The organism is Pseudoalteromonas phenolica, assembly GCF_044788725.1.
Lineage (GTDB): Bacteria > Pseudomonadota > Gammaproteobacteria > Enterobacterales > Alteromonadaceae > Pseudoalteromonas > Pseudoalteromonas phenolica_C.
This window is the reverse complement of the sequence record NZ_CP173161.1, coordinates 2874292-2886337: the sequence shown is the minus strand read 5'-3', so window position 1 is coordinate 2886337 and position 12046 is coordinate 2874292. Positions and strand designations below refer to the sequence as shown.

The 12046-nt window shown below is 40.3% G+C and carries 13 protein-coding genes and 7 tRNA genes; 12 read left to right on the top strand and 8 right to left on the bottom strand.

All coding sequences use genetic code 11. From position 1 onward, the window contains the following. Position 1: 1 nt before the first annotated feature. Both ACH784_RS13135 and gloB read right to left on the bottom strand, forming a co-directional pair. Positions 2-1585: a LysM peptidoglycan-binding domain-containing protein gene (locus ACH784_RS13135; protein ID WP_404390888.1), complete on the bottom strand. Its 1584-nt coding sequence runs from the start codon at positions 1583-1585 to the stop codon at positions 2-4. A gap of 79 nt (positions 1586-1664) precedes the next feature. After that, positions 1665-2426: a hydroxyacylglutathione hydrolase gene (gene gloB / locus ACH784_RS13130; protein WP_404390886.1), complete on the bottom strand. Its 762-nt coding sequence runs from the start codon at positions 2424-2426 to the stop codon at positions 1665-1667. A 51-nt stretch (positions 2427-2477) separates the two neighbouring features. Between gloB and ACH784_RS13125 the strand changes: the two genes are divergently transcribed. Next, a complete protein-coding gene (locus ACH784_RS13125; RefSeq protein WP_404390884.1) occupies positions 2478-3230 on the top strand; it encodes a class I SAM-dependent methyltransferase in 753 nt (250 codons plus the stop codon). A 9-nt stretch (positions 3231-3239) separates the two neighbouring features. Here ACH784_RS13125 and rnhA read toward each other — a convergent pair whose 3' ends face one another. Further along, positions 3240-3707, bottom strand: a complete 468-nt coding sequence (gene rnhA / locus ACH784_RS13120; protein ID WP_404390882.1) for a ribonuclease HI — start codon at positions 3705-3707, stop codon at positions 3240-3242. A 70-nt stretch (positions 3708-3777) separates the two neighbouring features. Here rnhA and dnaQ point away from each other — a divergent pair, with 70 nt between their 5' ends. The 9 genes from dnaQ to ACH784_RS13075 all read left to right on the top strand — a co-directional run bounded on the left by dnaQ (position 3778) and on the right by ACH784_RS13075 (position 6696). Then, a complete protein-coding gene (gene dnaQ, locus ACH784_RS13115; RefSeq protein ID WP_404390880.1) occupies positions 3778-4488 on the top strand; it encodes a DNA polymerase III subunit epsilon in 711 nt (236 codons plus the stop codon). 11 nt (positions 4489-4499) lie between these two features. Beyond that, positions 4500-5864, top strand: a complete 1365-nt coding sequence (locus ACH784_RS13110; protein ID WP_404390878.1) for a TIGR03503 family protein — start codon at positions 4500-4502, stop codon at positions 5862-5864. A 98-nt stretch (positions 5865-5962) separates the two neighbouring features. Further along, positions 5963-6039: transfer RNA gene (locus ACH784_RS13105), tRNA-Asp, on the top strand. A gap of 27 nt (positions 6040-6066) precedes the next feature. Next, positions 6067-6143: transfer RNA gene (locus tag ACH784_RS13100), tRNA-Asp, on the top strand. 38 nt (positions 6144-6181) lie between these two features. Continuing rightward, positions 6182-6258: transfer RNA gene (locus tag ACH784_RS13095), tRNA-Asp, on the top strand. A 24-nt stretch (positions 6259-6282) separates the two neighbouring features. After that, positions 6283-6359 (top strand) — tRNA-Asp (locus tag ACH784_RS13090). 27 nt (positions 6360-6386) lie between these two features. Next, a tRNA-Asp gene (locus ACH784_RS13085) sits at positions 6387-6463 on the top strand. Positions 6464-6492: 29 nt separating this feature from the next. After that, positions 6493-6569, top strand: a tRNA-Asp gene (locus ACH784_RS13080). A 50-nt stretch (positions 6570-6619) separates the two neighbouring features. Continuing rightward, positions 6620-6696 (top strand) — tRNA-Asp (locus ACH784_RS13075). A 93-nt stretch (positions 6697-6789) separates the two neighbouring features. Here the strand turns inward: ACH784_RS13075 and ACH784_RS13070 are convergent. Both ACH784_RS13070 and ACH784_RS13065 read right to left on the bottom strand, forming a co-directional pair. Beyond that, positions 6790-7515, bottom strand: a complete 726-nt coding sequence (locus ACH784_RS13070) for a glutathione peroxidase (protein ID WP_404390876.1) — start codon at positions 7513-7515, stop codon at positions 6790-6792. Positions 7516-7645: 130 nt separating this feature from the next. Next, positions 7646-8833 carry a flagellar assembly protein T N-terminal domain-containing protein gene (locus ACH784_RS13065; RefSeq protein WP_404390874.1) on the bottom strand — a complete coding sequence of 396 codons (1188 nt, stop codon included), beginning with the start codon at positions 8831-8833 and terminating at the stop codon, positions 7646-7648. A gap of 107 nt (positions 8834-8940) precedes the next feature. On the opposite strand from ACH784_RS13065, the gene ACH784_RS13060 reads away from it, so the two are divergent. Beyond that, the gene (locus ACH784_RS13060; RefSeq protein ID WP_404390872.1) at positions 8941-9408 is read left to right on the top strand and encodes an LPP20 family lipoprotein; all 468 of its coding nucleotides are present in this window, start codon (positions 8941-8943) and stop codon (positions 9406-9408) included. A 32-nt stretch (positions 9409-9440) separates the two neighbouring features. Here the strand turns inward: ACH784_RS13060 and flgN are convergent, their stop codons facing one another. The 3 genes from flgN to flgA all read right to left on the bottom strand — a co-directional run bounded on the left by flgN (position 9441) and on the right by flgA (position 10912). After that, positions 9441-9869, bottom strand: a complete 429-nt coding sequence (flgN, locus tag ACH784_RS13055) for a flagellar export chaperone FlgN (protein WP_404390870.1) — start codon at positions 9867-9869, stop codon at positions 9441-9443. After that, complete coding sequence (gene flgM, locus ACH784_RS13050; protein WP_404390868.1) at positions 9862-10182, bottom strand: flagellar biosynthesis anti-sigma factor FlgM; 321 nt, start codon at positions 10180-10182, stop codon at positions 9862-9864. Before flgM ends, flgN begins: the two co-directional genes overlap by 8 nt. Positions 10183-10249: 67 nt before the next feature. After that, complete coding sequence (gene flgA / locus ACH784_RS13045) at positions 10250-10912, bottom strand: flagellar basal body P-ring formation chaperone FlgA (RefSeq protein ID WP_404390866.1); 663 nt, start codon at positions 10910-10912, stop codon at positions 10250-10252. Between the two features lie 185 nt (positions 10913-11097). Here flgA and ACH784_RS13040 point away from each other — a divergent pair, with 185 nt between their 5' ends. Next, complete coding sequence (locus tag ACH784_RS13040) at positions 11098-12030, top strand: chemotaxis protein CheV (RefSeq protein ID WP_404390864.1); 933 nt, start codon at positions 11098-11100, stop codon at positions 12028-12030. The last annotated feature ends 16 nt before the right edge of the window (positions 12031-12046 follow it).

Sequence of the window (12046 nt, the reverse complement as noted above, 5' to 3'; positions counted from 1 at the left end):
TTTAGGATGTTCGTTTCACATCAACTTTGAGTTTTAATTTTTGACCTGGTTGCAAATACTTCTGACCAGCTAGATTATTCCACTCAACAATCTCTTTTACTGTTAAATTAAACTTAGAAGCTATTCTAGCAAGAGAGTCTCCACGCCTAACCTTATATGTAATTGTTCGAGTAGTAGAAATCAATCCTGTTGACTTGTCGGTTTGGTTAGTTTGGTAAACCGTTAACTTTTGTCCAAGCTTCAATACGCTGTTGGTTTTTAGTTTGTTCCAGTCAGCAAGTTGCTTCACGGTTACGTCATATTCTCGGCTGATATCCCACAGGGTATCACCTGACTTTACTGTATGTGTTTTTTTAGAGCGGGCAGATTTATTTGCGGCAACTCTAACAGACTTTGGTAAGTGTTGACTATTAATTTTACCATCACTGAGCGGTACGAGTAGTTTTTGATTCACTCGGATAATATGTGTATCTAACTTATTAAGTGATTGAATGGTTTTACTGCTGGTCGAGAATTTTTTAGCTATAACAGATAAAGTATCACCACTTTTAACTGTGTAGTATTGCCAGCGTAGTCTGTCTTTTACAGGTGTTTGCGCTAGCTTCTCTTTGAATAAATCTGATTTGTCGCTAGGAATAAGCAACTGATGCGGGCCATCTGGCGCTGTCGCCCAGCGGTTAAATCCCGGGTTTAAACGGTAAAGTTCTGTAAGACTTAAATCTGCCATATCAGCGGCTAGGGCTAAATCTATCTGCGAGCCAACATCAACAATTTCAACAACCTGAGCATTAATTATAGGTTGCCAAGTGACTTTAAACTCTTCTTGGCGTTTTAATAAATCAGAGAGCGCCAATAACTTTGGCACGTAAGCCGTCGTTTCTCTTGGTAAATCAAGCGACCAAAAGTCCGTCGGCAAATGTTTTTTACGGTTTTTGCGAATCGCTTTTAGAACTCGCCCTTCACCTGAGTTATAAGCTGCTATGGCATTCAACCAATCACCCTCAAGGGTTTTGTGTAAATAGCTGAGATAATCTAATGCTGCGCGAGTTGACTGCACTATGTCACGACGGCCGTCATACCACCAATTTTGGTGTAAATTAAATCGTTCACCTGTTTGTGGCATAAATTGCCAAATACCTGAGGCACTGCGGTGAGAATACCCGAAAGGATCGAACGCACTCTCAACAATGGGAAGTAAAGCTATCTCGATTGGGATTTGGCGTTTTTCTACTTCTTCAACAATAAAATATAAATATGGCTCAGCACGCTTTGATATACGGTCTAAATATTTTTGATGACGTTGATAGTAGTTCCTTTCAGCCACAACAGGACGGTTTTGAGGCACTGGGATTGAGAGTTGGTAACGGATGCGCTCCCAAACATCATCGAATACAGGAGCCGGTTCGTCTGCTTCTTCGGGCTCTGTTATTGAGTTTGCTAGCGCTTCACTGATATCAAGTGGGCTCGCTAATTCTTCATTGCTAATGGTATTGGTGGACTCAGTTTGTTCATTAGGGTTATCTAAAATGCTTTGACACCCAGTCAACAAAGAGAGTAATAAAACTAAACTTACAGATTTTTTCATAGCTATTTATATTCGAGCAAAAACCCGTCAATTTTACCGATTCCATGCAATGAATTAAAGACCTGAGCGCGTAACTTGTCTAAAATTCATCTTTCCATGCCCTTAAAGCTGCAAATTTTTGCCAATTATTGCTCTGTTCTTGGATTAAATGCTTTGGTAAGTGTTTTAGAGTATTTGGCAGAGAAGTTCTTAAAAATGGGTTAATAGCACGTTCTAAAGCAAAGTTAGTAGGCAGGCTTGGAATGTTTTGGGCAACAAGAGTTTGAACTTCTTCTAAGTGTTTTTTTAGAATTTTGTTCTCAGGTTCAACTGTTTTAGCGAAATTTAGATTAGCAACGGTGTATTCGTGTGTGCAGTAAATTTTGGTTTCATCACTATAAGAAGAAAACTTTTCTAAAGAGTGCCACATCATCTCTGGATCTCCTTCAAATAAGCGACCACATCCAGCGCTAAATAAAGTATCGCCGGTAAAGCAAAAAGCATCGTTCATATAGCAAATATGATCTAAAGTGTGACCTGGCGTAGAGATGATTTTAAACTTTGTATCAGCAACGGTTATTTCATCACTTTCATTTAATTTGTGTGAGATACCTTCAAAAGGAGAGTTTTCAGGGCCGTAAACAGGAATGTTTTTGAACGTCTGAAGCAAAGCTTCAACGCCGTTGGTATGATCCCAGTGGTGGTGAGTAATAAGAATCCCAGCCAGAGTTGTGGCTGTTTGTTCTAAATAGTCAAATACCGGTTCTGCTTGTCCCGGGTCAACAACCCAGACTTTGTCTTCTTTTTTCAACGCCCATATATAGTTATCAGAAAAAGCTTTAATTGGATCAACTTGCACCATAAGTATTTGCTCTATAAAGTGTAGATGGGTTTAGTATAACGAGCATCAATAATGAAACCAGCATTAAGTTTTCGGTCTGGACCAAAACCATTAACTTGGTCTGACTTCCCACATGGTGATTATATAAAAGTCGGCTTAGAGCGAAGAATGAAAGCTTGGTTACCGAGGATGTTTGGATATCACTTACTTAAACTAGGCTCATTAAGTGGTCAACTTGATACATCCAAATGTGTGATCCCTCATCAAGTAAATGTATCTCCCAACCAATGTAAGAAAACCAGTGTGGTTGCAGAGATAGATGAGCTCCCATTCTCAGAGCACAGTGTCGATGTGTGTGTGCTTACTCACAGCTTGGAATATGAAAGTGATCCGCATCATATTCTACGTGAAGCACACCGAACTCTAATACCTGGTGGCTACTTGATTATTTCGGGTTTTAACCCGTTTAGCTTATGTGGACTAGCGAATTTACTGCCTTTTAGTTCGCAAAAATTGCCATGGTCAGGACGTTTTTTTACCCCTGCAAGGGTAAAAGATTGGTTAGACTTGTTGGGGTTTGAGATTATTAGTGACGAGCGTTTTGTTTACGCATCCTTAGCCCGTGGCAGCCGTTTATCGCGCTTTGCACCGTGGCGACGTTTTTGTCGTCACTACTTAAAACCCATGGGCAGCTGTTATATGTTGGTGGCGCGAAAGCGAGTCGCGCCTTTGACACCAATTAAACCTAAATGGCATGCGAGACCAAAATGGGCACCAGCGGTTAAAAATGCAGGGCTTAGGCAAACTCGAGGTAAGTCGAATTAGCAACAAAACTTAAGCTGCTTGATATCCTTCATCTTCAAGCAGGTTTGAACTGCCAGCTGCTTCTCTAGCTAAGTCATCTACTATTTCATTGTATTTGTTGCCACTGTGGCCTTTGACCCAGCGCCATTCGATTTCATGACGTTGGCAAGCTTCGTCTAGACGTTTCCACAAATCAACGTTTTTCACTGGCTTTTTAGCTGAAGTGAGCCAATTACGTTTTTTCCAACCTTCAACCCAAGACTCTATACCTTGCTTTACATATTGGCTATCGGTATGCAGGATCACTTGGCAAGGACGTTTGAGTGTTTCAAGTGCAACAATGGCTGCAAGCATTTCCATTCTATTATTCGTTGTTAATGTGTAACCCTGAGAGAGTGTTTTTTCATGGCCCTGATAATTAAGATAAATGCCATAGCCACCAGGACCTGGATTGCCTAAACATGAGCCATCGGTGTAAATCTCTACGGTTTTTTGCACGAGTTCGCCTGTTTTTATGTAGAATAAAGTGATTGGTTGCTAACAATAGCAAAGTTAACAGGCAGACGATATGTTAAAAAGACAAATAGTCCTAGATACTGAAACAACCGGCATTGATCCAAAAGCAGGTCACAGGATCATCGAAATAGGGTGTGTTGAACTCATTAATCGCCGTTTAACCGGCAATAATTTTCACGTGTATATCAATCCGCAACGTGATATTGAAGATGAGGCAATTGATGTTCACGGTATCACCAATGAATTTTTAAGAGATAAGCCGCTTTATCATCAAATAGCACAAGAGTTTTTTGATTATATAAAAGGGGCTGAGCTCATTATTCATAATGCACCGTTCGACGTCGGCTTTATGGATAACGAATTTGCGCTGTTACAGCAAGGCTACCCTAACACTCACGAGTATTGCAAAGTGTTAGATACCCTTGTGATGGCAAGAAATTTACACCCTGGCCAGAAAAATAACCTAGATGCATTATGCCGCCGTTATGACATAGATAACGCCAAGCGTACGCTTCACGGCGCATTACTGGATTCAGAGATCCTGGCTGACGTTTATCTAGCAATGACGGGTGGTCAAGTAAAAATGAACTTGGCAAATAATACCGAAGACACATCGCAAACTGATAACACCAGTATTCGACGTTTGGCTGATAACCGTCCGGCACTTAAAGTTGTCAAAGCTTCTGCCGATGAAATAGTAGCGCATGAAGAAAGGCTAAAAGTCGTCAATAAAAATGGCGAGACACTTTGGCAACAAAATTAAGGTAAGTTTATATGAAGCGATTATTGTTAGTGCTGTTCTTGTTTTTCATGAATGAATGTATTGCACTCACAACAACCCCGTCAATTACATTGTTGAAGAATAATCGCAAAGTAAATGAAGTGCCGCTTCTAGATAATCGATTTCGAATAGACCACAAAGTTGAAAAAATAACTTTGCTGTTCTTTCGTAAACCAGGCTCCCCAGCGGTTATTTTGGTTAAGCCTGATGGTAGCAAGTATTATTCGCACCATGCTATGAAAGATGAGTTACTAGAATGGTACGACGAACCTAGTTATGACCTTATTATTATCGATAAACCAACTCCTGGACCTTGGCAAGTAATTGGTAGAGTTCAACCTGATAGTCGAATTATGGTTTTGGGAGATATCGAGTTAGAAGTGGAGCCTTTGCCTGCACTGATGTTTAGGGGAGAAACCCTGAAAGTCACAGGGCAAGTTACCAATGATGGCAAGCCTATTGATGTTGGCTATTTTCGTGATGTGGTGAGTTTAATTGTTGAATTTGTCAGTACTAACAATGACGAATATGACAACTTTGGCGCAGGTACAAAAAGTGTTACTGAGTTCAAAGATGATGGGCGAGAGTTTGATGAGCGGCCGATGGACGGTATTTTTACTGGTGAGTTTAAACTTACTTTCCCTGCGGGTGAGTGGCAGCCTGAGTTTTATATTGAGACGCCCATTTTAAAACGTCGTGTAGTGCAAGCGCCTATAGTGATTGCTGAACCGCCATTTGAATTTGATTTAACTTTGGCCAGTAATAACTCTTTGAATCATGAGTTACTTATTAATTTAGATCAAAGCATTGTGAAGCCTGAAACCGTGATCTTCCAAGGCAAAATCTTTTACCCAAATGGTGAAGAGCAAATATTTACCATTAATCCAGAAGATCGCCTTTATCGTAAGTTAGCTATTAGCAATTATGATTGGGGGCGTTACCAAGTTGAGATTTCAGTTTTTGGTGAGAATATCAATGGGCGAGAGTTCATGGCCAAATTGCCAATGTATAACTTTGAGATTGAACGACCCATTGAGAAGGTACCTGAGCTACAAGCGCCAAAAGTGAACCCATTACTTGCAAAGCTTCCTCCTCCAGAGCCCGAGCCCGCTTTAAGTACAGGTGCACTGATCGCGATTATTGCCGCTGGTAATGTTTTTGTGATGTTAGTCGGCTGGCTAGTTATCAGAATTTTTGTTCATAAGAAGCCGATTAAACTAAAAATTAAACTGCCTTCATTTAAGAAAAAGCAATTAGCTGAAGGCGAACAAGATGATGAAGTTCAAGGAAATGAAGCAAACGGCTCAAAAAATAACAAATCAGGTGATATTTTGAACCTTTCTATGGATGGAGACTAAAAAAGACAGTTTTTTTAAAAAAAACAGTTGACTCTAAACAGGTCGATTCGTATTATTCACGCCGCTGTCAGGGAGCAACCTGGCAACAAGAATAAAGCGGAGTGGTAGTTCAGTTGGTTAGAATACCGGCCTGTCACGCCGGGGGTCGCGGGTTCGAGTCCCGTCCACTCCGCCAATTATTCTAAAATTTGTAAGTCGCGCTGGAGTGGTAGTTCAGTTGGTTAGAATACCGGCCTGTCACGCCGGGGGTCGCGGGTTCGAGTCCCGTCCACTCCGCCAATCTTACAAAATGCCTATAGGCACCCTTTCCTAAGTGTGGAGTGGTAGTTCAGTTGGTTAGAATACCGGCCTGTCACGCCGGGGGTCGCGGGTTCGAGTCCCGTCCACTCCGCCAATTAGGAAAAGATTAAAACTCAGTGGAGTGGTAGTTCAGTTGGTTAGAATACCGGCCTGTCACGCCGGGGGTCGCGGGTTCGAGTCCCGTCCACTCCGCCAACGTTTTAATCGAAATTATTTGCTCGTGGAGTGGTAGTTCAGTTGGTTAGAATACCGGCCTGTCACGCCGGGGGTCGCGGGTTCGAGTCCCGTCCACTCCGCCAATGCAAATAACACAAAAAGATATCTCTGCGGAGTGGTAGTTCAGTTGGTTAGAATACCGGCCTGTCACGCCGGGGGTCGCGGGTTCGAGTCCCGTCCACTCCGCCATTAGATATCAAGAGTCAATTAGAACAGGCTCTATAAATACCCACCACTGCGGAGTGGTAGTTCAGTTGGTTAGAATACCGGCCTGTCACGCCGGGGGTCGCGGGTTCGAGTCCCGTCCACTCCGCCATTTTACTCCTTATGAAACTTTCTTACACAAAATCCAAATTTCTATTTTAAATAAAATAACTTCCTTGTTATTTAACTCTTTTAATTCATTTCATCAGAAATACGACAGTATTGCCTCTGAGTCACCAATATATTTACCAGCGATAAATGCTTGTGGCACTGTATCTTGCCCTGAAATCGCTTTTAAGCTTGTTAAGCTGGCATCTCGTCCTAAAACAATTTCTTCAAATTGAATCCCTTTACTCGAAAGGTGAGCTTTAGCGCGCTCACAATAGCCACAGCCTGGTTTTGTAAATAAGCTAATAGGTTGAGGCTTAACACATTCTGGGTTGATGTAATCAAGCATAGTGTCGGCATCAGACACCTCAAAAGGGTCCCCTGGTACATCAGGTTCAATAAACATCTTTTCAATGACGCCATCTTTCACAAGCATAGAGTAGCGCCAACTTCGTTTGCCAAACCCTAAATCGGCTTTATCAACTAGCATACCCATACCAGCTGAGAACTCACCATTTCCGTCGGGGATCAAAGTGATGTTGTCAGCTTCTTGATCTTTAGCCCATGCATTCATTACGAATGTATCGTTAACCGATAAACAAATAATGTCATCAACGCCGTTTTTCTTAAATTCATTGGCTAGTTCGTTATATCGCGGTAAATGTGTTGATGAACAAGTTGGAGTGAATGCACCTGGCAATGAAAATACAACGACTGTTTTACCTTTAAATAGTTGCTCTGTGGTTACTGTGTGCCAATCATTACCAATTCTTACAGGGAATGATACAGAGGGGATAGTTTGTCCTTCACGGTTTTCTAGCATAAAAATTTCCTCATGTTTTGATATCTTTATTATCTATAACATTAACTTAGATTAAAGTAAGTAAAATAAATAAGGGCAATCTAAAAACTAGATTACCCTTAAATAAAAGTTAATTATTAATCGTAAATCATTAGTCTAAAGTGAATGATTCGGGCTCTTTAACAATAACCTTTACAATATCGTTAATTTGAATATTGCTTAACGGTCTTGCGCTAATATTTCTAGCGATAGAGTTTTGCCCATTCACTTGTTCAATAATGACCTGCTCAATGGTTTGGATATGATGAGCGAATTGCATGCCGTTAGACGCTGTGAGATTGCTTCTATGAAGCAGAGATAGCACTTGCCCAACTTCGAGGCCGTGACTTTGACCCAAGTTGATCACGAGTCTATCAGAGTCTACCATCAATATTTTCCCTGTTGTTTTAAGGCAGCTTACTGCGGTGTTTAGATCTTGGCTGACCTTATTGAAGATGGTCTGAATTTTTTGTCCATAGTCAGTGCGCCAAAACTCTTCGCTATTCACATTTACAATCTTTGTTTTTTCATGAGGCCATATCCCTTGAGTATTGTAATGTTGAGACCAAACTTGATCACTGGTTTGAGAATCGTATAAAGCAAAGTCTATTTTAAAATTACGCATATACGCATCTTTTTCCCAAAAGGCATAATCATTGTTCATTTTTCTGCCTTGAGAAATGTCTGTAATTTGGCTGAGTAACACATACTGACTATTGCTATTTCTGCTTAAAGTCTCAATTAAATTCGCGTTGTACTCAAATTGCTGGGCAAAAAAGGCTCTGACATCTAGTTTTTTATCTATATATGGGATCATCTTCACACCCATATTTCGTTCATTTAATGTATTGAATAATCGTTGTGAACTCGATTTGGTAATGTCAAAAATTTGACCAAGTCTGGCTTGTTCTGGCTGTGTTAATTGGCTCTGTGTCACTGTGATCTGTTTATTAAATTGAGACTCGCTACACTGTGCTTGTTGAGGAATAATATCGAGGTGTAGCGTGACAGTGTATTGCTCTCCTTGCTGTTGCTCATTAATTAAATTCACATGTTGTATTTGGCCATGAGTTTTAATCTTTAACTCATCTTGCTCTAATACGCCGTCAGCAACTGTTTGAACACTAGACACGGTTGCTCCAGAAAAAATGAGAGCTTGCGTTATAGCATCTTTAACGGCCATTTGCCTTGCTGAAGAAGTGTCACCATCAACTATGCCACCATAGCCAACCACTTCAAACCATTCAGCCTTGGTACTAAAACTAAATATGAAGAGCATAATTATCAGAAAATGTTTCATCTTAAATATTCCGAATAGAATTCTATTTTAGTAAAAGCAATAGATGTACCACCTTTCTTGGCGCGAAAAATGCATTAAAAAATTAAGGTTTGATTAGGTATTTTATTATGAAAGCAAAGAACATTTTTTATTCATCTATTGTAGCAAGTACTGTCTTGCTTACTGGTTGTAGTTCGGTATTTGATAAACATATAGAGTACACCTATGAAGAACCCGATTATTACCCTGTGTTAAGGGCAGTGGGTTATGCGCCATTAAGTAGCCAACCAGGTGAAACGCAAGCGCAGAAAATGCTTATGGCGATCAAGGTATCTAAGCTTGAAGCCTACAGAGAACTAGCAGAGCAAGTACATGGTCAAAAATTAACATCGACAATGACTGTTAAAGGCGCAATTGCACAAACTGATGGATTGTCTAGCAAGGTAGGGGGCTTAATCAAAGGAGCTAAAATAATAAAAACCTACTCGGTAGGTGATACTTATGCGACTGAATTAGAGCTAGACATGAAAAAGGTGCATGAGTTGTATATAAGTGCTGTTAAACCAAGAAAAGTTAAACGTGTTATATATTATTAGCCTAAACCACTGCTATGAGTGCTTAAGGCACATTAAGCTTTAAGGTTTTTAACCAATTCAGAATTGGCACTCACAACACCGCCATCCTGCCCATAGGTAATAGAAGTGGGTGCACCAATAATGATGTCTTTCAATTCTTTAACAGCCATGTGAGCTTGGTGCGCGGCTTGCGCATTAACATCATTTTGCTTTTTACATTGAAGCAGTAAAGCATTCACCGATTTAGTGAGTGGTTTAATGGGATCACTTTCGAATATTTCTTGATTAAAGCCTGAAATTTCTTTATCGAGTTTTTGAATTGTATTAAGAAGTGTGAGCTTTTCTCTGGCAATATCTTTCAGGCCGTCGCCTTTTTTACTGGCAAGGCACTCTAATTCAGCATCTAACAGCTGGGTCAAAGCGTTTAGATGCTGGAGCTGGTTTTCTAGTTTATGATGACAAAGGTTTATTTGATCATCCATATACGTCGAACTCGAATGCCGCTATATTTTTTGCTAATTTCTCAGCGTCAACTTGATACTTCCCTTCACTGATAGCTTTTTTAAGCTCTTCAACTTTCTTACTATCGAATGCAGGTTGCTGCTGCGCTTTTTCTTGCAAACTTTTAAGCTGCTGAGCCTGCGGAGTTAGGCTTACAGAATCTGTCGCTGCTTTTTGAGGTGCTTTAGCCGCGGCAGCTTGATTAGCATCTGATTTTTGTAAATCAGCTTTTTGTTGCTTAATATTATTAAGCACGCTGTTTGACTGGGATTGCCCTTTTACATTATTAACCATGATAATTGACCCGAAAATTACTCATGCCTTTATATCGGCGCTTTAGTCTATAACTTTAGCAAAAAAATTAAAGATTGACCTCTACTGATTCTACATCTTTTACACGTGCTGAGATAGTTTTTCCAGACTTTTGATTTTTAACTCTTATTTGTTCACCTATGTTGCCATCTTGAAGCGCAACCCCAGTAACTTTTATCGTCAAAGTACGTGTTCTTGCGTAAATAGTCACATTATCTCCTTTACATACCATGCAAATTTGATGAAGGCCTATGGCGGTATCTTCTCTTATCACTCGTTTACTGCGACTACCGATTAGAAGCTCTTTATTATGCAGGTTGCTCGCTCTGATAAAGTGCTTAGGTTTGAAATCAACTGTTATTGTATCGGCTGTAATTAACTCCCCTTTATTGATTATTTGTGTTGATACGATGACAGGGTAAAGTTCTTCAATTCTGACGTGAACATATTGAGTCCAGCCTGCAATATCTTCGCACTTTACTTGTACCGTTACTTGCCTGTTGAAAGGGGGAGTTGCATTTGTCGAATAACTTAATGGTGTATCACAGTTTCGTTCAGATAATCTTGAGTCAAGAGGGAGCGCTTTGATATCGGTTTTAATATCTGGATCTAGTTCAATTTGCTTAACGATAAAAGCTTTGGCTTCATCTTCTAAGTTGGTATTCGTATAAATCTGTGCTTGACTCATATAGCTGGCTAGAAAACAAGCCATTGAACAAAAAATCCCATATGATTTGGTTTTTTTTAACAAACTCATGATGTTTCGACTATGCTTATCTGGAGAAACAAGGTATAAAGATTGTGCGTGAAATAGCATACTGCTTCAAGGCGATTCTTTAATAAAACCGCTTAAAAGCGTATGATGTTGCCAAGATGACCGATATGTAGGAGATTGAAATGGCAGGTGTTTTAGACTCTGTAAACCAACGAACCCAGTTGGTTGGGCAAAACCGCCTAGAGTTGCTACTTTTTCGACTGAGAGGTCGTCAAAGATTTGGCATTAACGTATTTAAAGTAAGAGAAGTACTCCAGTGCCCACCTCTCACTAGTATGCCAAAGTCAAATCCATACATACGTGGTGTTGCTCATATTCGTGGACAAACTATATCCGTGATTGATATGTCATTGGCTGTAGGTGGTCCACCGATCGAAAATATAAAAGACTGTTTTATTATTATTGCTGAATACAACCGTTCTGTTCAGGGGTTCTTAGTTGGTGCAGTTGAACGCATCGTGAATATGAACTGGGAAAAAATTATGCCGCCACCAGATGGTGCAGGCCGATATTCTTATCTAACAGCAGTCACTGAGATTGAAAACGAGCTTGTTGAGATCCTCGATGTTGAAAAGATTCTTAACGAGATCTGTCCTGTCAACACTGAAGTGAGTGAAGAAATTGTCTCTGACGGTGAAATGCAAAAAGACTTGGGTGAGCGAATCGTGTTTATTGCCGATGACTCAGCCGTTGCAAGAAACCAGGTCAAAAGGGCATTGGAACCTCTAGGCGTACAGACTGAACTTGCGAAAAACGGTAAAGAGGCTCTACTCAGATTGAAAGAAATTGCAGAAGTGGATTGTCAGAATGATATTACCGAAAGAGTAGGTTTACTTATATCTGATGTAGAAATGCCTGAAATGGATGGCTATACCCTGACAGCTGAAATTAAAGCTGATCCTAAGTTAGCACCTTTACATGTCATACTGCATACTTCACTCAGTGGCGTGTTTAATCAGGCTATGATTGAGAAAGTTGGTGCAGATGATTTTATTGCAAAATTTAACCCTGATGAACTCGCTACAGCGGTTAAAAAGTGGGTTCATTGTGATTAGGTAACGGCGGTAGTAT

Excerpts from the sequence above, each read along its gene's own strand:
- ACH784_RS13070 (WP_404390876.1), bottom strand. The coding sequence starts at position 7,515 with ATGCTAGAAAACCGTGAAGGACAAACTATCCCCTCTGTATCATTCCCT.
- ACH784_RS13065 (WP_404390874.1), bottom strand. The coding sequence starts at position 8,833 with ATGAAACATTTTCTGATAATTATGCTCTTCATATTTAGTTTTAGTACC.
- gloB (WP_404390886.1), bottom strand. The coding sequence starts at position 2,426 with ATGGTGCAAGTTGATCCAATTAAAGCTTTTTCTGATAACTATATATGG.
- ACH784_RS13125 (WP_404390884.1), top strand. The coding sequence starts at position 2,478 with ATGAAACCAGCATTAAGTTTTCGGTCTGGACCAAAACCATTAACTTGG.
- dnaQ (WP_404390880.1), top strand. The coding sequence starts at position 3,778 with ATGTTAAAAAGACAAATAGTCCTAGATACTGAAACAACCGGCATTGAT.
- flgM (WP_404390868.1), bottom strand. The coding sequence starts at position 10,182 with ATGGTTAATAATGTAAAAGGGCAATCCCAGTCAAACAGCGTGCTTAAT.
- ACH784_RS13060 (WP_404390872.1), top strand. The coding sequence starts at position 8,941 with ATGAAAGCAAAGAACATTTTTTATTCATCTATTGTAGCAAGTACTGTC.
- ACH784_RS13110 (WP_404390878.1), top strand. The coding sequence starts at position 4,500 with ATGAAGCGATTATTGTTAGTGCTGTTCTTGTTTTTCATGAATGAATGT.
- ACH784_RS13040 (WP_404390864.1), top strand. The coding sequence starts at position 11,098 with ATGGCAGGTGTTTTAGACTCTGTAAACCAACGAACCCAGTTGGTTGGG.
- flgN (WP_404390870.1), bottom strand. The coding sequence starts at position 9,869 with ATGGATGATCAAATAAACCTTTGTCATCATAAACTAGAAAACCAGCTC.
- ACH784_RS13135 (WP_404390888.1), bottom strand. The coding sequence starts at position 1,585 with ATGAAAAAATCTGTAAGTTTAGTTTTATTACTCTCTTTGTTGACTGGG.
- flgA (WP_404390866.1), bottom strand. The coding sequence starts at position 10,912 with ATGGCTTGTTTTCTAGCCAGCTATATGAGTCAAGCACAGATTTATACG.